This is a genomic window from Candidatus Nealsonbacteria bacterium, assembly GCA_011050465.1.
Taxonomy (GTDB): Bacteria; Patescibacteriota; Minisyncoccia; order Minisyncoccales; family RBG-13-36-15; genus RBG-13-36-15.
Genome location: DRFQ01000008.1, coordinates 16,120 through 41,941, shown reverse-complemented (window position 1 = coordinate 41,941; position 25,822 = coordinate 16,120). Strand labels below are relative to the sequence as shown.

The following is a 25,822-nucleotide window of genomic DNA, read 5'->3' as shown; positions in this document are numbered from 1 at the left end:
TCAAAGTAAACGTTCGGAAATATGACCCCGCCCCTAAAACTTGAGGTGGACGATTAATGATAGGAATTTAAGTCTAATTCATTTTTTTGTTTCATTCGTATCTCAATAGGCATAGGAGCGGGGTCAATTTCCTCACTAACTTATTTTTTGTATATTCGCACTGATTCGTAATTTGTAGGGAAACAAAAAGAGGCGTCGAATGAACGACGCCTTTGGGGCGGTGGAGGAGGGGTTAGTGGGACGATTGCCCAAAGTGAATACGGTGTTCGGGAGTTATATAAAGTTCCAGCTTTCCCTCCCTAATTAAATTGGTTAAGATAGAACCTAATTTTGGATGGAAGTTGACCTTTGCTCTCTTTACCCTTTCCCAGTCCCAATTATCAGAAATCCATTTCATGAGTCCCTCAAGAAAAAAAATGAAGGTAGGATTGGTGATACTTATCTGCACCTTGAGACGGTTAAGGTATTCAACTACCACCTTCTCAAGATCGACTTCCTTTTTGCTTCGTCTGGCCATGTTATAACCTCTTTCCTGGCATTGTGTACCAATAATTATATAAATATATTATTAAATTTTTGTCAAGGACAAAATTTCTTTGACAAATAAATTAGAGTTTTTTATTTTTAACATTTTATTTTGAGCGTATGCGAACATATCCCATAGAAAGAGTTAGAGATATTGGTATTATTGCTCATATTGACGCCGGCAAAACCACAGTGACCGAGCGAATTTTATTTTACACCGGGATTTCTCATTCAATTGGCGAGGTTCATGACGGTAAAGCAATTATGGACTGGATGGTTCAAGAGAAAGAAAGAGGAATTACTATTACATCCGCGGCTACCACTTGTTTCTGGATTCCCAAGGGGTTAGAGAGAAAAAAAGAAAACGAATGTCGGATAAACATAATTGATACTCCCGGTCACATCGATTTCACGGCCGAAGTTCAAAGGTCTTTGAGGGTTTTAGACGGCGGAGTGGTTGTTTTTGACGGAGTGGCAGGAGTTGAACCTCAATCAGAAACAGTTTGGCGCCAAGCTGATAAATTTAAAGTTCCACGAATTTGTTTTATAAATAAATTAGATAGGACCGGTGCTTCTTTTGAAAAAAGCCTAGAATCAATCTGGGAAAAGTTATCTCCCAATGCTGTAGCTCTTCAACTGCCGATTGGGGAAGAAGAGCAACACGCAGGGGTAATTGATCTTTTAACCATGAAAGCCCTGAGATTCGAAGGCGATTTTGGCCAAGAGATAGTAGAAGCTGAAATTCCTCAAAATCTTCAAGGAAAAGCTAAAGAGTGGAGAGATAAATTGGTTGAGAAAATTGTTGCAGAGGACGATAAACTTTTAGAAGAATATTTAGCTGGCAGAGAAATTTCAGTTGGTGATTTGAAGAAAATTCTAAGGACAGCCACCATAAATTATAAGCTTATTCCTGTTTTTTGCGGGTCAGCTCTAAAAAACAAGGGAGTTCAGCTCTTGCTTGATGCTATTTGTGATTATCTTCCCAGCCCCATTGATCTTCCCCCTATTAAGGGAACCGACCCAAAGACCGGTAAAGAGATTGAAAGAGAAGCTTCAGACTCAGCTCCTTTTTCAGCCCTAGCATTTAAGATTGCGACCGATCCTTATGCTGGCACTTTAACTTTCTTTCGTGTTTATTCCGGCTCTTTAAAGAGAGGTTCTTATGTTTTTAACCCGACTAGCGGAGGAAAGGAAAGAATTGGCCGAATCCTCAGAATGTACGCTAATACTCGCGAAGAGATTGAAGAAATTTATACCGGCGAGATTAACGCAACAGTCGGTCTTAAAAATACTGCTACCGGCCACACTCTTTGCGACATTGATCATCCGATTGTTCTAGAAAAGATTACTTTTCCAGAGCCTGTTATTTCTATTAGAATTGAGCCAAAAAGCAAAGCTGATCAAGAAAAAATGAGTTTGTCTCTAAAGAAGTTATCTGAAGAAGACCCTACTTTTAAAGTAAAGGGAGACCTGGAAACCGGCGAAACGATTATTTCAGGCATGGGGGAATTACATTTGGAAATAATTAGTGACCGGATGAAGAGAGAGTTTGGAGTGGAAGCCTCCGTAGGACGGCCTCAGGTAGCTTATAAAGAAACGATAAAAGGTACGGCTGAAGCCGAGGGTAAGTATATTAAGCAATCGGGCGGAAGAGGTCAGTATGGACATGTCTGGTTAAAATTAGAACCCAAGGCAAGGGGGGAGGGGTTTGAATTTATTGATGAAATCAGAGGAGGAATTATTCCTAAAGAGTTCATTCCAGCAGTTAGGAAAGGAGCGCAAGAGGCCAAGGATAAAGGGGTGATAGCCGGTTATCCAATGGTTGATTTAAAGGTAGTTTTATATGACGGTTCTTTCCACGAAGTCGATTCTTCAGAGGTTGCTTTTAAGATTGCAGCCTCTATCGCTTTTCAATCAGCGGCAAAAAGAGCAAAAATAATTTTACTTGAACCAATAATGCGATTAGAGGTGGTTTGTCCTTCAGAATTTTTCGGCGATGTAACAGGAGACCTAAGTGCGAGGAGGGGAAAAATTGAGGAAACAAAAGACCGGCTTAATCTGAAAGTTATCGATGTAAAAGTTCCTTTAGCCGAAATGTTTGGTTATGCGACCGTTCTTCGTTCAGTGAGTGAAGGTCGCGGAAGTTTTACGATGGAATTCGATCACTACGGAGAAGTCCCGGGAAATATTGCTCAAGAGATAATTGAAGGAAAAAGGCGTTAGATAGAGCGCTCGGCAACGAAGTTTTCAAAGTACCGACCCTCAAAATCCCAGGACATTCGGCTGAGCTCAGTCGAAGCCCGAGATTTTTTGGGTCTGCTTTCTCAGCGGCTGACCCGCCTTCGGCGTGACCATGCTCAGCCGCTTCCGAAGGCTACTTTGAAGACTTGTTGCTTCACTTATTCGTATATTCGTAATGATTCGTAATTCGTAGGAAATAGAATTAATCCACAGGCAATCTGTTGACCCCGTTAGAAATTCTTAATACCAAGATGATAGTAAAAGCAATCCCTTTTGGTTATGTCAATGAGTTACGATGATTTATGTAAATGTAAAATTTCTAACGGGGTTGACCAAGTACTTAATCTTTGGTATAAATTACTCGAATCAGATTTTTACCTAATGAAGGGTTGACTATTTTCTAAAAATTAATAGAATAGTAATATAAGCTAATTTAACAATGAACAATGAACAATGAACAATGAACATTCCGTTCTCTGTTCTCTGCTCTCTGTTTATTGGATGTTATGGCAGAAAAAGAAAAATTTGAGAGAGTAAAACCTCATGTTAATGTGGGAACCATTGGTCATGTTGATCATGGCAAGACAACCCTTACAGCCGCCATCTTGAAAACCTTAGGATCAAAAGGTTTCAGGGCTTCAAAAAAATCAATAGAAGAAATCGATTCTGCTCCCGAGGAAAAAGCCAGAGGTTTAACTATAAACGTTTGTCATGTCGAGTACGAGACAGAGAAGAGACATTACGCTCACATTGACTGCCCAGGACACGCTGACTACATTAAAAACATGATTACGGGAGCTGCCCAGATGGACGGAGCCATTTTAGTGATTTCAGCTCTTGATGGCCCCATGCCTCAAACCAGAGAGCATATTTTATTGGCCAAACAAGTGGGATTACCTTCTCTTGTTGTTTTCTTGAATAAATGCGATCTCGTTGATGATCAAGAGATGATTACTTTAGTAGAATCTGAAGTACGAGAACTTTTAAAAAAGTATGATTTTCCGGGAGATGAGATTCCAATAATTAAAGGGTCGGCCTTAAAAGCCCTGGAGGCAGATTCTGCTGATGATGAAGCAGTCAAGCCTATTCTAGAACTGATGAAGGCTTTAGACGATTATATTCCAGATCCCAAAAGAGACACAGATAAACCATTTTTAATGGCTATTGAAGATGTTTTTTCTATTGCTGGCAGGGGAACAGTTCCGACTGGAAGAATAGAGAGAGGAGTGATTCATTCTAATGAAGAGGTAGAGTTGATAGGTCTTCGCCCAACCGTTAAAACAGTAGCAGTCAGTATCGAAATGTTTAACAAAATTATGGATGAAGGGATGGCAGGAGATAATGTTGGAATTTTACTCCGAGGATTAAAGAAAGAGGACGTTGAAAGAGGCCAAGTTCTAGCTAAACCAGGTTCAATTACTCCTCATACCGAATTTGATGCAGAGATTTATGTTTTGGCCAAAGAAGAAGGAGGTCGTCACACCCCTTTCTTTTCTGGTTACAAACCTCAATTTTATTTCCGGACTACCGACGTTACGGGAGACGTGGTCTTACCCAAGGGAACAGAGATGGTTATGCCTGGTGATACGGTTAATTTAACGATTAAATTGCTTGCTCCGATTGCCCTTGAGGAGAAACAGAGGTTTGCAATTAGAGAAGGGGGCAAGACCGTGGGAGCTGGAGTAGTAACAAAGATAATCAAATAATAAGCCTGAACGTTGAAACCGTTGACAATTTTGTTACGATTTCTGTTATTTCTACCTGTTAATTTTTTATTCGTTCTTTTAAGATGATAGCAAAAGGAAAACGGGGAGCTCAAGAAACCAAAGATGGCTTTCAGTCGAAATTAAGAATAAAGCTGAAAGCCTATGATCACAAGGTAATAGACAGCAGTGCTCGACAGATCGTTGAGGCCGCTTTACGTTATGATGCAGAAGTTTTAGGCCCCGTTCCCCTTCCGACAGAAATTCATAAATATACGGTCAATCGGTCTTCTTTTATTCATAAAGATGCCCGAGAACAATTTGAGACAAGGATTCACAAAAGATTAATTGATATTTTAAATCCGAATCCAAAAGTTATTGATGCTTTAATGAACCTGAACCTGCCCGCCGGAGTTGATATCGAAATCAAAATGTAATAAAAGCATAGAAGCATCATAAAGGAATTGTAAGAGTAAATTTACCAGAATATATTTTAACTAAAATGGTAAAAATATTTCTTTAGATTATTGATTAATCTTAAATAGCCATGGACGAAGACCGGGCTATGCCCGGTTTTCAATTGTTTATAAAATTGTTCATAAATATGAAATTTATTTTAGGCCAAAAACTAAAGATGGCCCAAATATTTGATGAAAAAAGGAATGTAATACCGGTTACTCTAATTGAGGCCGGTCCTTGCCAGGTTTTACAGATAAAAACAAAGGAGCCTAACAGCATCGCCAAGAGAGAGCTACAAGACAAGAAACCCCGTACCAGCGAAAATTCGGTACGAGGCATAGATGGCTATGAGGCAATTCAGATTGGATTCCAAAAATTAAAAGAGAAAAAAGTAAAAAAACCACAAAAACAAAAACCATTTAGATATATTCGAGAATTTAGAGGTGATATAGATATTTCAAGATACAAAGTCGGTAATATTATTGACGTTTCAATTTTCGAAGAGGGAGATGAGGTTTCAGTTTCTGGAATTTCCAAGGGTAAAGGTTTCCAAGGAGCAGTAAAAAGATGGGGTTTTGCGGGTAGGGGAGCTTCTCACGGTGTAAAGCACGAAGCCAGAACTTTGGGTTCTGTGGGATCTTCTTTTCCAGAAAGAGTTATTAAAGGCAGAAAAATGCCGGGCAGAATGGGATCAGAAAGAATAACAGTTAAAAATTTGAAAATAGCAAAAGTTGATTCTAAAAATAATATACTTGTTGTTACAGGTGCTATTCCGGGCAGAAAAGGAACATTAATTGAAATTAGAGGATAGGTGCTCGGGAATGCAACTTTCGGTACACGCGAGATTCCCAGCGAGAAGCTCGCTCATGTCCTCGTGAATTAGTCGCCTTCAGCGACACCATGCTAATTCGCTGCGGATGGTCCCGAAAGTTGATTCCCTCGCCTTAAGGACATTCGTAGATTCATCAATATCAACACTACGTGGAGTTGCTTAATGCGACAGCGTAATTCGTAGGAAAATGAAAATTGAAATTTACAACCAAAATGGTGAAAAAATCGGCCAGGTCTTACTTCCAAAGGAGATCTTCGATATTAAAATTAACCTTGACCTGGTTCATCAGGTATTAGTTTCTCAGATGGCAAATAGAAGAAGAGTCATTGCTCATACCAAAGGAAGAGGAGAGGTGAGGGGCGGAGGAAGAAAGCCCTGGCGTCAAAAGGGGACAGGTCGTGCTAGGGCAAGTTCAATAAGGTCTCCTATATGGCGAGGAGGAGGAGTGACTTTTGGCCCAACCAAAGACAGGGTTTTTAAAAAGAAAATTAATAAAAAAATGAAGAGGAAAGCTTTATTAATAGTTTTATCTGCCAAAGCTAAAGAAAAATTAATTATTGTTTTAGACGATTTAAAGCTAGAAAAACCTAAAACAAAAGAGATTTTAAATATTTTTAGAAAAATACTTTCCCCGAAAATATCTGCTCTAATAGCCTTACCAAAGAAAGATGAAAAGATATTGAGAGCTGGAAGAAATATTCCAGGATTGCAAATAATGGAAGCTAGAAATCTAAATGTGTTCGATCTGCTTTCTTCTAAATATTTAATAATGCCAAAAGAAACAATAAAAACAATTAAAGAAACATTTCTAAACCAAAGCACAAAGCACAAAGTACAAAGAACAAAATTATCTTTATAAAAGGCGCGAAAATTGTTGTTCTCTGTTCACTGTTCTCTGTTCACTGAATTTATGGCAATTTTAGATATTTTTAAGAAAAAAGAAAAACCCTCCTTCGCCAAGGCCACAGAAAGCAAGAAAAAAAAAGAAGCAAAAGAAAAACCAAAGAAACCTAAGGCCGATGAAAAAGAAAAGAAAAAGGACAAAAAGAAAGTTCCGACAGTTGAAAAACTAAGAACCAAGAGAAAGAAAAAGTTTATTCAGGCTTATAAAGTTTTGAAAGCGTTCCATGTCACAGAAAAAGCAACCGATCTTACCAAGGAAAATAAATACATCTTTAAGGTTTGGCAAGAGACTAACAAAGTAGAAATTAAGCAAACAGTCGAAGGTCTTTACGATGTTGATGTAGTGTCGGTAAAAATTATTAATATTCCCCCAAAAAGAAGAAGGCTGGGAAGAACTGCAGGGTGGCGGAAAGGATATAAAAAAGCAATTGTAAAAATTAAGGAAGGACAAAAAATTGAAGTTCTGCCAAGATAAAGAATAGAATATTTAAATAAAATTTTATGAGAGTTTCTAAATTGCTTACAAAAAAAGAGCCAGAAAAAAAGCTCCTCTTATTTATCAAAAGGAAGGCAGGCAGGGGGAGTTCTGGGAGAATAACCGTTCGCCATCGTGGAGGAGGGGCTAAACGTCTTTATAGGATTGTCGATTTTGGACAAGCAAAACTTAATATGCCCGCAAAAGTTATCGCCCTAGAATACGATCCTTATCGCACAGCTTTTCTTGCCCTTTTACAGTATCAAGACAATGAAAAACGTTACATTCTTGCTCCAAAAGATTTAAAAGTCGGCCAGGAGATTATTACTTCAGAGAATACTTCTCTTTCACCAGGTAATCGTTTGAGGTTAAAAAATATTCCGAGTGGAACCTTAGTTCATAATATTGAAGTTGAACCAGGTAGAGGAGGAAAATTCATAAGAGGGGCAGGGACATCTGCTCGTGTCTTAGGCCAAGAAGGAAAATATACCAATTTAGAAATGCCTTCCTCTGAGATTAGGAGAATTTCTGGAGAATGTTTTGCTTCCATAGGAGTTGTTTCTAATCCCGACCATATTTATCAGGTTATTGGAAAAGCCGGAAGGTCTCGTTTGAAGGGAAAAAGGCCAACGGTACGGGGCTCAGCAATGGTTCCTCCCGATCATCCTCATGGTGGTGGAGAGGGCAAGGCCCCTATTGGCCTGAAACATCCGAAAACTCCTTGGGGGAAGCCAGCCTTGGGAGTGAAGACCAGAAAAAGGAAAAAATGGACAAATAAATTAATAATATCGCGTAGAAAAAAGCGATAACTGTTAAATTGCTAAATTGTCAAATTGTTAAACCGATAAAATAGTTTAGCAATGTAGCAATGTAACAATTTAACAATGTAACAATGGCTCGTAGTCTTAAAAAAGGTCCTTATATTGACCAAAAACTTCTTAAAAAACTAAAACCAGGCTCTAAAATCATTATTAAAACCTGGGCAAGAGCTTGTACCATTACCCCAGAAATGATTGGGTTTACTTTTGGTGTTCACAATGGGCGGGAATTTATTCCTGTTCAGGTAACGGATGACATGGTTGGCCATAAATTAGGAGAATTTTCTCCAACGACAAAGTTCGTTAGACACGGAGGAAGAATGCAAAGAGAGTTAGAACAGAAAGAAGTCCAGAAAGGAACCGTAAAGGCAGAGCCATCAAAAGAACCGTCTAAGTAGTCTTAATTTCTAGACGTTCGAGTTTCTATAAAATATCAAACTCGTTTGAATGTTAAAATACTTAAATATTTAGAAAAGATTATGGCAATTACCGTAAAATTAAGGTATTTAAGGATTGCTCCCCGGAAAGTAAGATTAGTAGTTGATTTAATTCGAGGAAAGAAAGCGATTGAGGCCCAGACATTGCTTCGATTTTTACCAAAGAGAGCAAGTTTGCCTATAGATAAGCTTTTAAAATCAGCCATAGATTCTGCTAAAAATAACTTTCAATTAGAGGAAGGCAACCTTTATATTTCAAAAATAACAGTCGATGAAGGGCCGAAATTAAAAAGATGGCAGCCTAGAGCTCGAGGCCAAGCATATGAAATTCAGAAGAAGACTTCTCATATAATCATTGTCTTAGATGAATTTGAGACAAAACCAAAGAAAGCAAAAAAACCGAAATTCCGCACCAAGTCGAAGCCTGATGCAGGGCTAGTCCGACACCGAAAAGAAATTTCTGGTGCCGGGAAAGCCGAGGTTATTAAAGAGAAAGTCGAGAAAGATGAAAAGGCGTCTAAAATCGAGAAACCAAGATTGAGGACAGAAATAAAAGCCGTTAGACCCAAAACAGAAAGAGGAATAAGAAGAATATTTAGGCGAAAAGCCTTCTAAAAATATGGCTCATAAAGTCCATCCTAAAATTTTTAGAATAAGAGGGATTGCTGATTGGGATTCTCGTTGGCTATCTAAAAAAAAATTTCCTCAGTTTTTAAAGGAAGATTTTAAAATTAGAAAGTTCTTGAAAGAAAAATTATTCCAAGCCAGCATAGGAAAGATTGAAATTGAAAGATTTCCCGGAAAAGTAAATATTATTATCGAGACAGCGAGGCCGGGTTTGATTATTGGCAGAGGAGGAGAGGGTGTTGAAGAACTGAAAAGAACATTAGAACAAAAAATTTTAATTCCAGCCAAAAAAGGCGTCAAAAAACAAGAATTAAAAATTGAAATTAAAGAGATTAAAAATCCTTGGCTAAAAGCCAGCTTGGTTGCCCAATGGGTTGCTCAACAACTAGAGAAGAGAATTCATCACCGGAGAGTGCTAAAACGAGCCTTAGATAAAATTATGGTTCACAAAGAAGTAAAAGGAGCTAGGATAGAAATTGCTGGTCGTCTTGGAGGGGCAGAAATTGCCCGTCGAGAATGGTTAAAAAGGGGCCGTCTTCCTCGTCAAACACTGAGAGCCGATATTGATTATGAACTCTGCGAAGCTCATTGCGCTTATGGAGTAATTGGAGTGAAGGTTTGGATTTATAAAGGAGATAAGTTTTAAACATTGATACTATGGCCATATTGATACCAAAAAAAGTAAAACATCGAAAATGGCATAAGGGTCGTTCAAGGGGAAGAGAAATCGAGACTCGAGGAACAGAACTTATTTTTGGCAGTTTTGGTTTAAAAGCATTAGAAGCTAAATGGATTACTTCTCGTCAGATTGAGGCCGCCAGAAGAACAATCATTCGCTATTTAAAAAGAGGTGGTAAGCTTTGGATTAGGATTTTTCCTGATAAGCCCGTGACTCAAAAAGGAGTCGAAGTTCCTATGGGCGGAGGAAAAGGAGCGGTTTCTCATTATGTTTTTCCAGTTAAGCCCGGCAGAATTATTTTTGAATTAGAAGGGATCAAAGAAGAGATAGCCAAGGAAGCTTTTAGAATGGCGACCGATAAGCTTCCGATAAAAACAAAATTTGTAAAAAGATAAATGAATTCCGTTAGAAATTATTGGGATTTTCAATAATTTTAGCGGGGTTTATCGAAATTTCTAACAGGATGAAAATTTCTGAACTTCATCAAAAAACCAAGAAAGAACTGCTCAAAATTTTGCAGGAAAGCAGAGAACATTTACGATTATTGCATTTTAATTTAGCTTTAGGAAAAGTGAGAAACGTTAGAGAGGCAAGAAGAATAAAAAAAGATATTGCTAAAATATTAACTTTGTTGAATGAACAAAGAACAAAGAACAATAAACAAATTACTTCTTAATAAAATCATTGTTTTTTGTTAACTGTTTTTTGTTTACTGAAGTATGCCAAAACGTCAATTAATCGGAACAATTATTTCTAATAAAATGGAGAAGACCGTAGTGGTAGAGATTGAACGCATTAAGAAACATCTTAAATATAAGAGAAGATATAAGGTTCATAAAAAGTATAAAGCTCACGACGGAAAAAAAGAGTATAAAGCAGGAGATAGGGTGATTATTGAAGAATGCCGGCCGATAAGCAAAGAAAAAAAATGGCGAGTAGTCGGCAAGGCCTAAAACCAAAAATTAAAAATAAAAGATAAAAAATACAGTTTAAAAACCAAAAATTTTTTATATTTTATCTTTTCTATTTTATTTTAACGGTAACACTTATGATTCAGCCTCAAACAATGTTAAGGGTAGCTGATAACACCGGAGCAAAGATTATCCAGTGTTTTAGGGTTTTAGGGGGAACGAGGAAGAGGTATGCTCAAATTGGCGATATAATTGTTGCTGCGGTCAAAAAAGCAGAGCCTCGAAAACCAGTTAAAAAACATGATATAGTAAGAGCAGTAGTCATAAGGCAGAAAAAATCGTATCGGAGGAAAAATGGTACTTATATACGTTTCGATGATAATGCAGCTGTCATTTTAGATATAAAGAAGAACCCTAAGGGTGGAAGGATTTTTGGGCCTGTTCCTTATGAAATAAAAGAAAAGGGATTTGAGAAAATAGCTACTTTAGCCAAAGAACTTGTATAAATATGAGAATTAAGAAAGGCGATAATATTCTAATAATCTCGGGAAAAGACAGGGGAAGAAAAGGGAAGGTTTTAAAGGTTCTTCCGAAGAGAGAGAAAATTATGGTTGAGGGAATTAATTTAAGAAAAAAACACATCAGACCACGAAAATCGGGGGAGAAGGGACAAATTGTAGAAATTGTCGCTCCAATGAACGTCTCTAATGTCAAGCTTATTTGTCCAAAATGCGGTAAGGCAACAAAAATAGGGTATAAACTTGGAGAGAAGGAAAAATATCGGATTTGCAAGAAGTGTGGACAAAGAATATAGTAATAAAAAAATATGCTTCGATTACAAGAACTATACAAAAAAGAGATTATTCCGGCTATGAAAGAGAAGTTTGGCTACAAAAACGCCATGGCTGTCCCTAAGATTGAGAAGGTTATTCTAAATACTGGTTTTGGTAAGTTGATTACCGGGAAAAGCTCAGAAGAACAGAAAAAAGTTTTTAATAATATTTTGAACGATCTGTCTTTAATTGCTGGACAGCGATCAGTTTTAACAAAGGCAAAAAAATCTATCGCTGGTTTTAAAATTAGACAAGGAATGGCAGTCGGAGCTAAGGTCACCTTAAGAAAAAGAAAAATGTATAATTTTTTAGACAGATTAATTCATATTGCTTTGCCTCGATCCCGTGATTTTCGAGGGATTGATCCAAAATCAGTAGATAAAAGAGGAAATTTAACCATTGGGGTTAAAGAGCAAATATCTTTTCCTGAGATATTACCAGAGAAGACAAGGTTTATTTTTAGTTTCGAAATTACCGTAACCACTACCGCCAAAACAATGGAACAAGGGTTAGAGCTTCTGAAACTAATTGGATTTCCGATAAAACAATGAGCAGAGGACAATGAACAAGAAACAGAGAACAGGGAGAAAGAATTCTTAGTCGAAATATTGTTTACTGTTTTTTGTTCACCGATATATGGCAACAAAGTCACAAATTGCGAAATCAAAAAAGAACCCTAAATTCACAACCCGAATCGTTAGGCGTTGTTTTCGATGTGGCAGGAAGCGAAGTTATATGAGGAAATTTGGTTTATGTCGGATATGTTTTAGAGAGATGGCAAATAAAGGCGAGATACCCGGGGTTCGAAAATCGTCATGGTAAAGATAAAAAATGAAAAACCAAAACATAAAAACGCAAAAATATCTTTCATCCTTTATTTTTAATATTTTATTTTAGCAAAACGCTTATGACCGACCCCATAACAGATATGTTAAATAGAATACGTAATGCTCAGGCCGTTTCACATTCTACGGTTGATGTTGATTTTTCTAATTTAAAATACGAAATTGCTAAGGTTTTAGAAAAAAACGGTTGTATCCAGAAAGCCGAGAAGCGAGGGAGGAGAACAAGAAAAATTATTGAAATTACTTTGAAATATGATGATGGAACTTCCGTTATTTCTGGATTAAAAAGAATCTCAAAACCAGGCCAAAGAATTTATTTGAAGACTAAAAAATTAAAGCCGGTAAGGGAAGGATATGGCATATCTATCGTTTCTACGTCAGAAGGTTTGATGACCGGGAAAGAGGCAAGAAAAAAAAGACTAGGAGGAGAAATACTTTGCGAAATTTGGTAAATTGCAAATTATCTATGTCACGTGTAGGAAAAAAATTAATTCTAATACCAGAAAGAGTGGAGGTTAAAACTGAAGGCCACAAGGTTACCATAAAAGGTCCCAAGGGTGAGCTTTTCTATGAGATCCATCCTGAGATTAAGGTAGAAATAAAAGAGGGAAAGATTTCTGTTTTACCATCTCGAAAAACCAAAAAAACCAAATCTTTCTGGGGCTTAACAAGGACTCTTCTTGCCAATATGATTCAAGGAGTTACTAACGGATACGAAAAAAAATTAGCAATCGAGGGTTTGGGTTATAAAGCCTCGCTTGAAGGAAAAGATTTAGTTGTTCGGGTTGGTTTCACTCATCCCGTTACAGTAAAAGTTCCAGAGGGAATTAATTTTTCAGTTGAAAAGAATATTATTACTATTTCAGGAATCAACAAAGAATTAGTTGGTCAGATTTCAGCCAAAATCAGAAAAATCCGGCCCCCAGAACCATATAAAGGAAAAGGCATAAGATATCTTGGAGAGATTGTTAGGAGAAAAGTGGGAAAGAGGGCAATAACAACAACGGGCCAATAGCTAATTATTAGTAATTAATAGGGTTACCAGCCGGCAATTAACAATGGTTAAATCATCGAGACTCGAAAAAAGACATAGACGTCATAAAAGAATAAGGGCTAAGATTTCTGGTACAGCTAAAGTGCCTCGTCTTTATGTCTTCCGTTCTAATAAACATATTTATACCCAACTAATTAATGACGAGAAAGGAAGTGTTTTGGTTTCAGCTAGAGATCAAGAGCTTAAAGGATCCCGCACCAGAACCCCAAAGGAAAGCCTTCGGCTTCCTACGGGGCAGGCAAGTTCGGTGCGGGGCAGGCAAAAAACAAAAATAGAAAAAGCCAGGGCAGGGAAAGTAGCTATAGCTTACGAGATTGGAAAATTAATTGCCGAAAGAGCGCTTAAAAAGAAAATTGAAAAGGTAGTTTTTGACCGGGGAGGTTTTGATTACCATGGTAGAGTAGAAGCACTGGCTGAAGGAGCAAGAGAAGGGGGATTAAAATTCTAATCATTGTTTCTTTAATACGGTAAAAATATGATTATGGTAGGATCAAGAAAATCTTTTTTCACTAGGGCTAGAGAAGATAAAGAATTTGACTCAAAGCTTTTGAATTTAGCGAGAGTGACTAGGGTTACCAAAGGTGGCCGGCATTTTCGATTTCGGGCAGTAATGATAATAGGTAATAAAAAAGGAAAGGTAGGGGTAGGAGTGGCTAAGGGTACAGATGTTGCCCAAGCAGTCGAAAAAGCAACTAGAATGGCGAAAAAAAATTTAATCGACGTTCCTATTCTTCAAGATACCATTCCTCACGAAGTTTTCGCCAAACATTCTTCGGCTAGAGTTTTATTAAAACCTCAAAGAAAAGGCAGGGGATTGGTGGCAGGAGGAACGGTGAGGGTAATTTGCACTTTAGCCGGTATAAAAAATATTTCTTCAAAAATCTTAGGAAGAACAGGGAATAAATTAAATAATGCCAAAGCAACAATTATGGCATTAGAGCGGCTGCGAAAACCCGAAATCCGAACTTCTAAACTCGAAACCCCAAAACCATAAATCCTTCGGATTTAAGTTCGGAGCACAGCAAATTCTAAAATTTGGATATTGCCTGCCCCGCAGTTAACGAGCGTAGCGAGTTATACTTCGGGGTTTCAAATTTAGATATTAAGATTTATAATTTCTAATACTATGCAACTACATCAATTAGGCCCAAAACATCAATTAAGACCGAAGAAACGAGTTGGTCGTGGCGGAAAAAAAGGAACTTATTCTGGTCGAGGAGTTAAGGGTCAGAAGTCCCGGTCGGGAAGAAGGCTTAAGCCGGTTATTAGACAAATAATAAAAAGATACCCAAAACTAAGGGGTTATAGATTTAAGAGTAAACACTTGAAGCCGGTTGTTATTAATGTTGAAACTCTTGAGAAGGAGTTTGAGTCTTCAGAAGTGGTTTCTCCTAAAACCTTGCTCGATAAAAGATTAGTTCGTAGAATAAAAGGAAGGACTCCGGAAGTTAAGGTTTTGGGGAAAGGAAAGCTGGCAAAGAAATTAGTTCTTGAGAAATGCCAGGTTTCAGAGCAAGCTAAAGAGAAGATTGAGAAAGCCGGCGGCGTCATAAAATAAAAATCCGAAATCCGCTGGACGCAAAGCGGACTCCCCGGAGGGTTGCATTCTAAATTCGAAACAAATCCTAAACCCTAAATCCTAATATTCTAAACACGTATTTAAAATTTAGAAAATTGGAATTTAGATATTTAGATATTAGAATTTGAGATTTCTTCTGCAAATCAAAAGATATGTGGTATCAAAAAATTATCCAAGTTTTTAAGATAAAAGATCTTCGCAATAAGATTCTATTTATCTTAGCAATTTTTGCCATTTTCCGAATAATGGCTACTATTCCTATTCCTGGGATTGATGCCCAGAGAATGCGAGAGTTCTTTGAATCTAACCAACTTTTTGGTCTTTTAAATATTTTTACAGGAGGTGCCCTCGACAATCTTTCTATTGTCATGCTGGGATTGGGTCCCTACATAACCTCAGTGATTATTTTGCAGCTTTTAACCATGATTTTTCCTCAACTTGAGCGTCTTTACAAAGAAGAAGGAGAGCAGGGACGACAAAAATTCAATCAGTACGGTCGTCTTTTAACTGTTCCCTTCGCCGCCCTTCAGGGTTATGCAATGTTAGCTTTGTTTCAGCAGCAGAATGTCATAGGAACCCTTTCGCCTCAATTACTTTTAACTGCCATTCTGACCATTATTGCTGGAGCCGTCTTTTTAATGTGGTTGGGTGAGTTAATTTCTGAAAAAGGGATAGGTAATGGCATATCTCTCATGATTTTCGCTGGCATTGTGTCTGGTTTTCCCAATAATATTCGTCAACTGGCAATTAGCTATACACCCGCACAAATTCCTTCTTTATTACTCTTCTTTGGAATGGCTGTTCTGATTATTGCCGGAGTGGTTTTAATTAATGAAGCCAGGCGGAATATTCCAGTTTCTTATGCCAAAAGAGTGAGGGGAATGAAAATGTATGGAGGTGCTTCTACTTACTTACCCTTAAACGTTAATCCGGCTGGAGTTATCCCGATAATCTTTGCCTTATCGATTCTACTTTTCCCCGGAATGATTGCCAATTTTTTAAGTGGGGCAGGGGGAATTGTTGGTAATATTGCTCAAAACATAGGCGCTTTTTTCGATCCCCAACAGAACCTTTTGGGCTATGTGTCTATCTATTTTATATTGGTTATCCTCTTTACTTTTTTTTACACTGCTGTTACCTTTGATCCTAAATCTATTGCCTCAAATTTACAAAAGATGGGAGGATTTATTCCGGGTATTAGACCTGGCAGAGCAACGGCTGACTTTCTGCATTATATTTTAAACCGAGTCTTGGTTATTGGCGCAGTTTCTTTGGGGTTGATTGCCGTGATGCCTTTTCTTGTTCAGGCAATAACCGATATTACGGTCTTTGGATTTTTGGTTGGGGGAACTTCTCTAATAATTGTCGTGTCAGTGGTTCTCGAAACTATGCGTCAAATTAGAGCCCAGTTACAAATGCGCGAATATGAGACTTTCTAAAAAATTAAAAATTATTATTTTGTTAGGGCCGCCAGGGTCTGGCAAAGGAACCCAAGCCAAATTGCTTGTTAAAGAATTTGGCCTCGAATATCTCGGTAGCGGAGATGTCTTACGCAGACGACAGAAAGTGGGTGATTTTACAGCTAAAAAACTTATAAAAGTGATGGGCAGAGGAGAATTGGTCCCCAGTTTTATTATTTCTAAACTTTGGGTAGATATACTGGAAAAATTTAAGCAAAAAACCCACCGTTCACACACAGGAAAATTTCGAGGTTTTGTAATAGATGGCAGCCCGAGGAAAATGGAAGAGACCAAACTCCTTAATGAGGCAATAAAGTGGTATGAATGGCAAAAATATGCAAGGGTTATTTTGGTTGATATCTCAAGAAGAGAATCAATTAATCGTTTAACCAAAAGAAGAATGTGCAGGAAATGCGGCAGGGTTTTTCCTTGGCTGGGCCATTTTAAAAAGATTAATAAATGCGATGAATGCGGAGGGAAGCTTATTGCAAGACACGATGATAAATTAAGCTCTATAAAAAAACGTTTAGAAGAATTTAAAAACGAAGCGATACCAGTAATAAATTATTATAAAAAACAAGAAAAGCTAAGAAAAATAAACGGAGGACAGAGCATAGAAAATGTTTTCAAGGATGTTTTAAAAGCAATCCTTCGGCCAACTCAGGATGGTAAATTTACCGAACCATTAAATGATTACGATTAAAACGCCGGAAGAAATTAAAATAATGACAGAAGGCGGCAGAATCCTGGCAGAAATTATGAAGAAACTGGAAAAGAAGGTTCGGCCAGGAGTTCAAACCCGTGAATTAGATAGGTGTGCGGAAAGCCTGATTTTAGATTCTAAAACCAAACCCTCTTTTAAGGGATATCAGAACTTCCCGGCAGTTTTATGTACTTCAATAAACGAAGAAATTGTCCATGCCGTTCCTTCTGCTCGAAACCTGAAAGAGGGTGATATTATTTCTTTGGATTTAGGCCTTATCTATAAGGGGTTTCATACTGATATGGCAGTTACTCTGCCAGTAGGGAAAGTTGATTCTGAATTTCAAAGATTAATTCGGGTTACAAAAAAAGCTTTAAAAAGGGGAATTAAAAAGATTAGGCCAGGAAATACAGTTGGTGATATCGGCAATACTATTCAAAGGTTTGTTGAATCTCAGGGATTTAATGTGGTTAGAGAACTTTGCGGTCATGGAATTGGTAGAGAATTACATGAAGATCCTCAAATTTTAAATTATGGAAAAAGGCACAAAGGCGAGGAACTAAAAGAAGGGCAGGTTCTTTGTTTGGAGCCAATGGTAACAATAGGGGGCTGGAAACTTAAAAAAACAGAAGATGACCACGGCTACACAACTCAAGACAATTCTCTCTCAGCCCATTTTGAACAAACAGTTGCCGTAACAAAAGATGGTTCGCGAGTATTGACAGAAATATTATAGAAAATAGAAAAAAATCAGCACAAAATCCCATAAATCTTGGCCATTTGGTAGATCGGGAGAAGGAGGTTTGATAAGACAATGATGAGGACGATGACGTTCTCGAGGCAATGGAGCCTATGGAACGCTTCCTCTCCGACTACTGTTGGATGGGAAGTCAAAAAATGCCGGCAGGTGAACGGGAAGACCGACTCGTCTTCTAATTCCTCAAGTTCCTCTCTTAAAAGGGGCGTTTCAGTTACTGAGCGTTCCATTTTGTTTTATACTAAGAAATGTTATAATCAAAAAATACTATAATATTTCAATAATCCAACAATGTATTTATCTGTTATCATTCCAGCTTATAACGAAGCGAGAAGATTACCCAAAACTTTAGAGAAAGTCGATGAATACCTAAGAGAACAAACCTATGATTACGAGGTTATTGTGGTTAATGATGGTTCGAGAGATAAGACAGCAGAAGTCGTTAAAAACCTGCAAAGCCAAATAAAAAATCTAAGATTAATTGATAATAAGGAAAATCATGGTAAAGGTTATGTGGTGAGGCAGGGGATATTAGCTGCTTCAGGCGAATACCGAGTATTTACTGACGCTGATAATTCGACCTCTATTGATCAGGTTGAAAGAATGTGGCCAGAATTCAAAAAAGGATACGATATTGTTATTGGTTCGAGAGATGTTAATGGAGCAGTTTTAGATCCTCCTCAGCCCTGGATAAGAAATATTATTTTGGGAGAAGGTTTTAAATTATTTAGAAAAATAATTATTGGGCTTTGGAAAATTGAAGATAGTCAGTGTGGTTTCAAGGGGATTACAAGAGCGGCTTCCGAGAAGATTTTTCCTAAATGCAAAATAGATCGTTTTGCTTTCGATCCAGAGATTCTAGTTATTGCGAATAAATTGGGATATAAAATAAAAGAAATTCCCATTCATTGGAAAAATGACCCCGAAAGCAAAGTTAAATTTAAATCAATAATCAGAATGGCAATTGACTTAATTCAAATAAGATTGAATTCAGTCAAAGGACTCTACGGGGTATGAAAAAAAAGAGAAAACTTAAAAAATCGAGATTTCCCTCAGAACTACGTTTAGATCTTGTCTCCAGGGACTGGGTAGTTATTGCCACTGGCAGAGCCCGGAGGCTCGAAACTTTTAAGCAAGAAAGACGAAAGAAAGAGACTATTCCAAAGAGTCGATGTCCATTTTGTCAGATTCATACTCAAGAAATCCCTACCGTTATTTTTTCTAATAGTAGAAAAGTGTTTCCTCCAAACGAAAAGCTCGAAAATTTGGCCCCGCTAGGAATTAGAAAATTTCTAACGGGGTGGACAACCATTTCTATTCCAAACAAATATCCCGCCTTTATTCCTTCTCCTGAGTTCGACGAGAAAATTGAAGGCAATATATATCAAACAATGAACGCTGTTGGTTTTCACGAAGTGGTTATTACCAGAGACCACGAAAAACAATTAGCCCAGTTTTCAATTAGCCAGGTGAAAGAAACAATAGATGTTTATCAGCAGAGATATTTGGAACTAATGAAAGAAAAGTTTGTTAGTTATGTTTCTATTTTTCATAATCACGGCATAGAAGCTGGAGCAACAATTGTCCATCCCCATTCTCAGATTGTAACTATTCCACTTATTGACGTTGATCTTAAAAGATCCTTGGTGAATTCCAAAAAGTATTTTAAGGTTCATAAAAAATGTATCTATTGCCAGATGGTTCAATGGGAAATAAAGATTAAAAAACGAATAATTTTTGAAAACGAGGATTTTTTAGTTATCTGCCCCTTTGCCTCAAAATCTGCTTTTGAAGTTATTATTTCTCCTAAAAAACACCATTCTTACTTTGAGAGGATTACCGAAAAAGAAAAACAGCAGTTAGCCGAAGCCTTTAAAATAGCTTTAAATAAACTCTATAAAGCCTTGAATGATCCGGCTTATAACTTTTATTTACACACTGCTCCTTGCGATGGCAAAAATTATGATTATTACCATTGGCATTGGACGATTCTGCCAAAAACTTCAACTTGGGCTGGGTTTGAAATGGGAGCAAAGATAGAGATTTCGACTATCGAACCAGAGAGAGCCGCCGAATATTTACGAAGACAAAGATAGGGTTCGATAGGCGAAATCTCGGTTTCCCCCGTGGTGGAAAAACAGGCTTTTGTCCTGAGCGAAGCGAAGGGCAAAAACGTTAGAAACCGAAGGTATCTAAAAGAGGGGGGGTCGGGGGAAACCGTGTGATCGTGATTTCTACTATCGAACCAGAGAGAGCCGCCGAATATTTAAGAAAACAATGATTCCCGAACTTAAAACCTTTCTAATTGCCATGTCCCCAGTAGTTGAGTTAAGGGGATCAATTCCTATGGCCTTGGAAGTTTACAAAATGCCTGTTTGGTCAGCTTATCTTTTTTCGGTTTTAGGGAATTTAGTACCCTTAATTTTAATCATTTCTATCTTTAGTCCAGTTTCTCGGTTTCTGAGCAAGAAATTCGGATTTTTCGATCAATTTTTTACCTGGATTTTTATCCATACCAGAAAAATTCATCAGTCAAAATTCGAAAAATGGGGAAAAAATTTAACTGTTATAATTTTGGTAGCCATCCCCATTCCTTTCATTGGCGGCTGGACGGGAGCTATAGCTGCTTTTGTTTTCGGAATTTCCTTTAAAAAAGCCCTGCCTTTAATTATAATTGGGTCTTCGCTTGCTGGAATAATCGTCATCATTCTAACCTTAGGAATATCTAAGTTAATTTAACTATGAAAACCATTATTGTTGCCAATTGGAAATGTAATCCCACCACTCTTCAAGAGGCCAAGCGCCTTTTTAGTTCAGTCAAAAGGGGCTTAAGAAATATCAAAAACAAAAGCACGGAAGTAGTAGTTTGTCCACCATTTGTTTATTTATCAATTTTAGGAGGCTCTTCCCTCGCTCACCGAAAGACGAGCTTCGGAGGACTCGCCTTGGGCTCACAGGATTGTTTTTGGGAAGAAAAGGGAGCTTTCACTGGTGAAATTTCGTTTCTAATGCTCAAAGATTTAGGTTGCCAATATGTAATTTTAGGCCATTCTGAAAGGCGGAGATATTTCAAAGAGACCGATGAGATGATAAACAGAAAAATGAGAGCTGTTCTCTCGGTAAAATTAAAGCCAATTTTATGTATCGGTGAAGCTGAAAACGAACGAAAAAAGAGATTAACCCAGAAGATTTTAAAGTCTCAAATTGAAAAAGGCCTTAGAGAAATTACAGAAAAAGATATTAATCAAGTTATTATTGCCTATGAACCAATTTGGGCAATTGGAACGGGTAAAGCCTGTTTGCCAGAAGGGGCAGAGAAGGTGGCTATCTTTATTCGGAAAATTATCTCTAAGATTTATAGTCAGAAAATAACCAAGAGAATTCCTATTCTTTATGGGGGCAGTATCAATAGTCAAAATGCCTTAAGTTATACAGCAAAATCGAACCTACAAGGTTTTTTGGTTGGTGGCGCCTCATTGGATCCTCAAGAATTTGTCAAAATAATAAAAAATGTAAGTAGAGCTTGATTACAATTATTAAATATGATAGAAATTTGATATGGAAAGATTTCTTAAAGGATATTTTTATAATCCCAGTCGAGGAAATTTATCCCTTGACGGAGTAATAGAAGAGGTGGCCAAATATATGGAGGAAAAAAACGAAGGGTTTTATGATATTATTGTTGGGTGCGATTCGTCTTCTGGCCAGGAGCCACATTTTCCAGTAGCTATAGTTGTCCTGAGAAGGGGAGAAGGAGGGAGATTTTTTCTTAAAAAAATTAGATACCAAAACCGAAAATTTTACAACTGGAAAGAGCGCGTTTTAGAAGAGGTCTTATTGTCGTGCGAACTTGCTTTATTCTTGAAAGAAAAATTCGAGAAAAAAATCCGAGATTTATCTCCTTCTTTAAATTATCAATTTCGTTATATCCATGCTGATGTTGGCGAACAAGGAGAGACTAAAGATATGATTAAAGAAGTAGTTGGGTTGATCCGGGGAAACGGTTTTGAGCCTAAAATTAAACCCGAAGCCTATGCCGCCTCAGTAGTGGCTGATCGATATTCCTAATTACTTTGACCCATTTGAAAAGGGTTCTTGAGCCTCCCAAGACGCCATCCTTAGAGGTGGCTTTATTAAATTATGCGAAAGCCTAAAGAAAAAAAAGTGATTATAGCAATGTCCCCGCGGCACCGAGCACTCAACGCCTTGAGTGCTCGGTCTGCGGGGCAAGCAGGAAGGTTTAAAAAAAAGAAAAAAGTTCTCGTGGCTATGTCTGGCGGAGTAGATTCGAGCGTGGCGACAGCCATATTAAAAAAGGCTGGTTTTGAAGTAGTAGGAGTTTTTATGAGATTTTGGCGTGATCCTGTCTTGCAAAGGTGGAACAGGTGTTGTTCTCCAGAGGCCGAAAAAAGAGCAAGGAGAGTGGCCCTTCTTTTAGGCATTCCGTTCTATGTTTTAGATTTTGGAAAAGAGTTTAAAAAGAGAATTGTTAATTATTTTTTGAAAGAACATAAGAAAAATTTTACCCCAAACCCTTGTGTGGTTTGCAATAAAGAAATTAAATTCGGACTTTTATTGGAAAAAGCTTTAGACATAGGGGCTGATTATGTGGCTACCGGTCACTATGTCAAGAAACAGGAAACCCGTTTTCGCCCCGTCTTTCGCAGCAAGACCGCGGAGGGGGACCAAGGCCCAGGCTTACAAGTAAAAAACAAAATCTATAAATTATTAAGGGCTAAAGACAAAGAAAAAGATCAATCTTATTTTTTATGGCAGTTGTCCCAGAAGCAACTTAAAAAGATTTTGTTTCCTCTGGAGAATTTGACTAAAAAAGAAGTAATTTCTTTGGCCAGGAAATTTAAATTGCCAGTTCTAAATATACCAGAATCTCAAGAGATATGCTTTATTCAAACTACAGTCAATGATTTTTTAAAGCGCTACCTAAAACAAAAACCAGGCCCCATAGTAGAGCAAGCTCACTACAGGGCAAGCAAAATTATTGATGCTAAACGAAAAATCATTGGTCAGCATCAAGGTCTGGCTTTCTATACTATTGGCCAGAGAAGGGGAATTAGATTGCCCGGTGGGCCATACTTCGTTTTAGACAAAGATTTAAAGCGAAATTTTTTGGTTGTTACTAAAAATGAAAGAGATTTATACAAAAAAGAGCTAGTAGCAGGAAACGTTCATTGGATTTCAGGTAAAAAACCAAAACTACCGTTGAGAGTAAAATCAAAAGTCAGATATAGGCAAGAGATGATGCCGGCAATTATCAAAGACCAAAGAATAAAAAATAAAAAGCAGGTCTTGGTAGAATTTAAAAAACCCCAAAGAGCGATAACCCTTGGTCAATCAGTTGTGTTTTATCGAGAAAAAGAGCTTTTGGGCGGCGGGATAATAAAAAAAATATAGACCAAGAGATACTTGTTTAAATTAAACTTCTTTGGTATTCTTTAAGTAGATTCTAATTATGCCCCGTAGGAAACAAAGGGGTTTTCGTTGATACAGCGCAATAAAGCATTCAAGATCAGATTTCCTAGAAGCATATATAGATCCAAATATTTTTTCCTTAAAAACCCTTGCTTTTATAAATAACAATAATTATAGAGATGATAAAAAGTCTAAATATAATAACCACTGAAAATATTTAATTTCCTACGGGGTATGGTCGAGACATCAAAAGAACAATTATTAGAAGAATTCTCTAGGTTCTTAATAAAATTAGGCAAAGAAATCGAAAATAGACTAGGAGAAAAAGGAAAGCTGGAAGAAGAACTTAAACAAAAAAAGGCAACAGTCAGAAAACTGGACAGTGAGGTTTTTTTGGCTAGAAAACGTTTAGCTAAGTTGTTAATTGAGCTATCTGACCTGGAATCAAAAAGAAGAGAATTTGAAGAGAAAAAGTTTCTCTTAGAAAAAAAGAAATCTTAATGACCTCAGCAGAAATTCGTCAGAGCTTCTTGAATTTTTTTAAGAAAAAGGGACACCCCGAAATAGGCACTAGATCTCACTTCGAGGCAGGTCCCGTAGTAAAGAAATCTCACTACGGGGCAGGCAGAATTACGTCCTTTTACCCCGCATAGAACTTGTTCTTATGCGGGGCTTCTTCGCCTCGCTCTGGCGGAGGACTTCATTTTTTATGGATTCATCTATAATAAGAAAACAATTCTTAGATTTTTTTGCAAAACGTGGCCATACTATAGTTCCGTCAAGCTCGCTTCTATCTTCCGACCCGACAGTTTTATTGACAACAGCCGGTATGCAGCAGTTTAAGGAATATTATCTAGATAAACCTTCTCCTTTGGGAAATAGAGTTGCTTCTTGCCAGAAATGCTTTCGAACTTCAGATATTGATGAGGTGGGAGATGATTTTCATCTAACTTTCTTTGAAATGTTAGGAAACTTTAGTTTTAGAGACTACTTTAAAGAAGAGGCAATCGAATCTGCCCATGAGCTTTTAGTCAAAGACTACGAGCTGCCGGCCGTTAATTTATGGGTGACCTATTTTAGAGGCGATGGAAATATTCCCGAAGACAAAGAATCTCAAGAAATTTGGCATAAATTAGGTGTTCCTAGAGAAAGAATTTCCGGGTTCAGTAGAGAAGATAATTTTTGGGGGCCGACTGGCGAAGAAGGTCCCTGCGGTCCAACTACCGAAATTCATTTTGATATAACTCAAAAACCCTGCCAGAAGAGAAAAAGTTGTCGTCCTAATTGTGATTGCGGCCGTTTTTTGGAAGTCTGGAATTTGGTTTTTAATGAATATTACCAAGATAGAGAAAAAAAATTTACTTCTCTGAAAACAAAAGGAGTTGATACCGGCATGGGATTGGAGAGACTAGCTGTGGTTCTTCAGAAAAAGTCTTCAGTCTTTGAAATTAATTTATTTGAACCAATAATTAGAGAGATAGAAGAAAATACGTCTAAATCCTATAACTCAAATCAAAGGGCCTATCGAATTGTCGCTGACCACATTAAGGGCGCTGTTTTTTTATCTTCAGAAGGGGTCATTCCTTCTAATATTGAAGAAGGCTATATTCTGCGTCGAGTCCTGAGAAAGACAATTAGGTTCGGGAAACTGCTGAATTTACCTGAAAATTTTTTAATATCTTTAGCCAAAAAAGTAATTAGTATTTATGGTGATACTTATCCCGGGATTAAATCTTCGCAAGCTGATATTTTGACTATAATTCAAAACGAAGAAGAAAAATTCGATAGAACCTTAGAAAAAGGCCTGAAAGAATTTGATAAATTAATAGAAACCACCCAGATTAAAAATAAAAAGATAATTCCAGGAGAGAAAGCTTTCTGGCTTTTTGAAACATATGGCTTTCCTTTAGAATTAACCGAGGAATTAGCCAAAGGGAAAAATTTGAAAGTAGACCAAAAAAGTTTTAGAGAGGCCTTTGAAAAGCACCAAGAAATTTCAAGGGCGGGGGCAGAGAAAAAGTTTGGAGGCGTTGGCAAAAAAGCCACATATGAAGCAACAAAATTGCACACTGCTACGCACTTGCTGCACCAAGCCTTAAGAGAAATCTTAGGAAAACACGTTAAACAAATGGGCTCCGATATTACTTCTCAAAGGCTTCGTTTTGATTTTTCTCATTCCTCAAAAATGACAGAAAAAGAAAAAAAGAAGGTAGAAGATCTTATTAACCAAAAAATCCAGGAGAATTTGGACGTCAGACAAGAAGAAGTCGAATATCAGCAGGCTATAGAATCAGGAGCTTTGGCTTTTTTTAAAGAAAAATACCCAGAAAGAGTAACTATCTATTCAATTGGTGATTCTTCGGACCCTTCAGGGCGAGTTTTTTCTAAGGAGATTTGCGCCGGTCCTCATATTTCACAGACTCAAGAATTGGGAAAATTTAAGATTATCAAAGAAGAATCAGCCGGAGCAGGAGTAAGAAGAATTCGAGCAATTATAGGAGATGAAGCTTTATAACAAAAGCCCGTTAGAAATTGTCATTCTATTGTTTAT

General features: G+C 37.5%; 34 protein-coding genes. 33 read left to right on the top strand and 1 reads right to left on the bottom strand.

The features are described 5' to 3' along the window. Positions 1 to 232: 232 nt before the first annotated feature. Positions 233 to 517, bottom strand: a complete 285-nt coding sequence (locus ENH66_01890; protein ID HDZ54433.1) for a hypothetical protein — start codon at positions 515 to 517, stop codon at positions 233 to 235. A gap of 128 nt (positions 518 to 645) precedes the next feature. Between ENH66_01890 and fusA the strand changes: the two genes are divergently transcribed. The 33 genes from fusA (at position 646) to ENH66_01725 (ending at position 25,786) form a co-directional block, all read left to right on the top strand. Next, a complete protein-coding gene (gene fusA, locus ENH66_01885; GenBank protein HDZ54432.1) occupies positions 646 to 2,748 on the top strand; it encodes an elongation factor G in 2,103 nt (700 codons plus the stop codon). A 524-nt stretch (positions 2,749 to 3,272) separates the two neighbouring features. Then, positions 3,273 to 4,472: an elongation factor Tu gene (tuf, locus tag ENH66_01880; protein HDZ54431.1), complete on the top strand. Its 1,200-nt coding sequence runs from the start codon at positions 3,273 to 3,275 to the stop codon at positions 4,470 to 4,472. 83 nt (positions 4,473 to 4,555) lie between these two features. Continuing rightward, on the top strand, positions 4,556 to 4,906 hold the full coding sequence (locus tag ENH66_01875) for a 30S ribosomal protein S10 (protein HDZ54430.1): 351 nt from the start codon (positions 4,556 to 4,558) through the stop codon (positions 4,904 to 4,906). Between the two features lie 155 nt (positions 4,907 to 5,061). Next, entirely contained in the window at positions 5,062 to 5,739 is a 678-nt protein-coding gene (gene rplC, locus ENH66_01870) for a 50S ribosomal protein L3 (GenBank protein ID HDZ54429.1), read from the top strand. Between the two features lie 208 nt (positions 5,740 to 5,947). Then, complete coding sequence (locus ENH66_01865) at positions 5,948 to 6,619, top strand: 50S ribosomal protein L4 (GenBank protein HDZ54428.1); 672 nt, start codon at positions 5,948 to 5,950, stop codon at positions 6,617 to 6,619. 237 nt (positions 6,620 to 6,856) lie between these two features. Beyond that, positions 6,857 to 7,138 carry a 50S ribosomal protein L23 gene (locus tag ENH66_01860; GenBank protein ID HDZ54427.1) on the top strand — a complete coding sequence of 94 codons (282 nt, stop codon included), beginning with the start codon at positions 6,857 to 6,859 and terminating at the stop codon, positions 7,136 to 7,138. Between the two features lie 26 nt (positions 7,139 to 7,164). Continuing rightward, a complete protein-coding gene (locus tag ENH66_01855; GenBank protein HDZ54426.1) occupies positions 7,165 to 7,947 on the top strand; it encodes a 50S ribosomal protein L2 in 783 nt (260 codons plus the stop codon). A gap of 83 nt (positions 7,948 to 8,030) precedes the next feature. Continuing rightward, positions 8,031 to 8,354 carry a 30S ribosomal protein S19 gene (locus ENH66_01850; GenBank protein ID HDZ54425.1) on the top strand — a complete coding sequence of 108 codons (324 nt, stop codon included), beginning with the start codon at positions 8,031 to 8,033 and terminating at the stop codon, positions 8,352 to 8,354. Positions 8,355 to 8,435: 81 nt separating this feature from the next. Further along, positions 8,436 to 9,008, top strand: coding sequence for a 50S ribosomal protein L22 (locus ENH66_01845; protein HDZ54424.1), 573 nt, complete (start codon positions 8,436 to 8,438; stop codon positions 9,006 to 9,008). A 4-nt stretch (positions 9,009 to 9,012) separates the two neighbouring features. After that, complete coding sequence (locus ENH66_01840; GenBank protein ID HDZ54423.1) at positions 9,013 to 9,666, top strand: 30S ribosomal protein S3; 654 nt, start codon at positions 9,013 to 9,015, stop codon at positions 9,664 to 9,666. Positions 9,667 to 9,683: 17 nt separating this feature from the next. Next, positions 9,684 to 10,094: a 50S ribosomal protein L16 gene (locus tag ENH66_01835; GenBank protein HDZ54422.1), complete on the top strand. Its 411-nt coding sequence runs from the start codon at positions 9,684 to 9,686 to the stop codon at positions 10,092 to 10,094. A gap of 68 nt (positions 10,095 to 10,162) precedes the next feature. Further along, a complete protein-coding gene (rpmC, locus tag ENH66_01830) occupies positions 10,163 to 10,375 on the top strand; it encodes a 50S ribosomal protein L29 (GenBank protein ID HDZ54421.1) in 213 nt (70 codons plus the stop codon). Between the two features lie 43 nt (positions 10,376 to 10,418). After that, positions 10,419 to 10,652, top strand: a complete 234-nt coding sequence (gene rpsQ, locus ENH66_01825) for a 30S ribosomal protein S17 (protein ID HDZ54420.1) — start codon at positions 10,419 to 10,421, stop codon at positions 10,650 to 10,652. Positions 10,653 to 10,747: 95 nt separating this feature from the next. Beyond that, entirely contained in the window at positions 10,748 to 11,116 is a 369-nt protein-coding gene (locus ENH66_01820) for a 50S ribosomal protein L14 (protein HDZ54419.1), read from the top strand. Between the two features lie 2 nt (positions 11,117 to 11,118). Continuing rightward, the gene (locus ENH66_01815) at positions 11,119 to 11,424 is read left to right on the top strand and encodes a 50S ribosomal protein L24 (protein ID HDZ54418.1); all 306 of its coding nucleotides are present in this window, start codon (positions 11,119 to 11,121) and stop codon (positions 11,422 to 11,424) included. 12 nt (positions 11,425 to 11,436) lie between these two features. Further along, positions 11,437 to 11,994 (top strand): 50S ribosomal protein L5, encoded by a 558-nt coding sequence (locus ENH66_01810; GenBank protein ID HDZ54417.1) that lies wholly within the window; start codon positions 11,437 to 11,439, stop codon positions 11,992 to 11,994. A gap of 85 nt (positions 11,995 to 12,079) precedes the next feature. Further along, positions 12,080 to 12,265: a type Z 30S ribosomal protein S14 gene (locus ENH66_01805; GenBank protein HDZ54416.1), complete on the top strand. Its 186-nt coding sequence runs from the start codon at positions 12,080 to 12,082 to the stop codon at positions 12,263 to 12,265. An 85-nt stretch (positions 12,266 to 12,350) separates the two neighbouring features. Next, positions 12,351 to 12,740: a 30S ribosomal protein S8 gene (locus ENH66_01800; protein HDZ54415.1), complete on the top strand. Its 390-nt coding sequence runs from the start codon at positions 12,351 to 12,353 to the stop codon at positions 12,738 to 12,740. Between the two features lie 14 nt (positions 12,741 to 12,754). After that, positions 12,755 to 13,303 (top strand): 50S ribosomal protein L6, encoded by a 549-nt coding sequence (locus ENH66_01795; GenBank protein ID HDZ54414.1) that lies wholly within the window; start codon positions 12,755 to 12,757, stop codon positions 13,301 to 13,303. A gap of 43 nt (positions 13,304 to 13,346) precedes the next feature. After that, positions 13,347 to 13,790, top strand: a complete 444-nt coding sequence (locus ENH66_01790; GenBank protein HDZ54413.1) for a 50S ribosomal protein L18 — start codon at positions 13,347 to 13,349, stop codon at positions 13,788 to 13,790. Between the two features lie 33 nt (positions 13,791 to 13,823). After that, positions 13,824 to 14,336, top strand: a complete 513-nt coding sequence (rpsE, locus tag ENH66_01785) for a 30S ribosomal protein S5 (protein HDZ54412.1) — start codon at positions 13,824 to 13,826, stop codon at positions 14,334 to 14,336. Positions 14,337 to 14,468: 132 nt separating this feature from the next. Then, positions 14,469 to 14,900, top strand: coding sequence for a 50S ribosomal protein L15 (rplO, locus tag ENH66_01780; protein HDZ54411.1), 432 nt, complete (start codon positions 14,469 to 14,471; stop codon positions 14,898 to 14,900). A gap of 173 nt (positions 14,901 to 15,073) precedes the next feature. Then, positions 15,074 to 16,360 (top strand): preprotein translocase subunit SecY, encoded by a 1,287-nt coding sequence (secY, locus tag ENH66_01775; GenBank protein HDZ54410.1) that lies wholly within the window; start codon positions 15,074 to 15,076, stop codon positions 16,358 to 16,360. Then, complete coding sequence (locus ENH66_01770; protein ID HDZ54409.1) at positions 16,347 to 17,084, top strand: adenylate kinase; 738 nt, start codon at positions 16,347 to 16,349, stop codon at positions 17,082 to 17,084. The genes secY and ENH66_01770 overlap by 14 nt, the downstream gene beginning before the upstream one ends. Continuing rightward, positions 17,071 to 17,820 (top strand): type I methionyl aminopeptidase, encoded by a 750-nt coding sequence (gene map, locus ENH66_01765; protein HDZ54408.1) that lies wholly within the window; start codon positions 17,071 to 17,073, stop codon positions 17,818 to 17,820. Before ENH66_01770 ends, map begins: the two co-directional genes overlap by 14 nt. A gap of 312 nt (positions 17,821 to 18,132) precedes the next feature. Continuing rightward, on the top strand, positions 18,133 to 18,858 hold the full coding sequence (locus ENH66_01760; GenBank protein ID HDZ54407.1) for a glycosyltransferase family 2 protein: 726 nt from the start codon (positions 18,133 to 18,135) through the stop codon (positions 18,856 to 18,858). Then, the gene (locus ENH66_01755; GenBank protein ID HDZ54406.1) at positions 18,855 to 19,937 is read left to right on the top strand and encodes a DUF4931 domain-containing protein; all 1,083 of its coding nucleotides are present in this window, start codon (positions 18,855 to 18,857) and stop codon (positions 19,935 to 19,937) included. Before ENH66_01760 ends, ENH66_01755 begins: the two co-directional genes overlap by 4 nt. A 181-nt stretch (positions 19,938 to 20,118) precedes the next feature. Beyond that, positions 20,119 to 20,580 carry a ligand-binding protein SH3 gene (locus ENH66_01750; GenBank protein HDZ54405.1) on the top strand — a complete coding sequence of 154 codons (462 nt, stop codon included), beginning with the start codon at positions 20,119 to 20,121 and terminating at the stop codon, positions 20,578 to 20,580. Between the two features lie 2 nt (positions 20,581 to 20,582). Continuing rightward, the gene (locus tag ENH66_01745) at positions 20,583 to 21,368 is read left to right on the top strand and encodes a triose-phosphate isomerase (protein HDZ54404.1); all 786 of its coding nucleotides are present in this window, start codon (positions 20,583 to 20,585) and stop codon (positions 21,366 to 21,368) included. Between the two features lie 31 nt (positions 21,369 to 21,399). After that, complete coding sequence (locus ENH66_01740; GenBank protein HDZ54403.1) at positions 21,400 to 21,909, top strand: hypothetical protein; 510 nt, start codon at positions 21,400 to 21,402, stop codon at positions 21,907 to 21,909. A 108-nt stretch (positions 21,910 to 22,017) separates the two neighbouring features. Beyond that, complete coding sequence (gene mnmA, locus ENH66_01735) at positions 22,018 to 23,253, top strand: tRNA 2-thiouridine(34) synthase MnmA (GenBank protein ID HDZ54402.1); 1,236 nt, start codon at positions 22,018 to 22,020, stop codon at positions 23,251 to 23,253. Positions 23,254 to 23,505: 252 nt separating this feature from the next. After that, positions 23,506 to 23,772: a hypothetical protein gene (locus ENH66_01730; GenBank protein ID HDZ54401.1), complete on the top strand. Its 267-nt coding sequence runs from the start codon at positions 23,506 to 23,508 to the stop codon at positions 23,770 to 23,772. A gap of 208 nt (positions 23,773 to 23,980) precedes the next feature. Beyond that, positions 23,981 to 25,786 (top strand): alanine--tRNA ligase, encoded by a 1,806-nt coding sequence (locus ENH66_01725; protein HDZ54400.1) that lies wholly within the window; start codon positions 23,981 to 23,983, stop codon positions 25,784 to 25,786. The last annotated feature ends 36 nt before the right edge of the window (positions 25,787 to 25,822 follow it).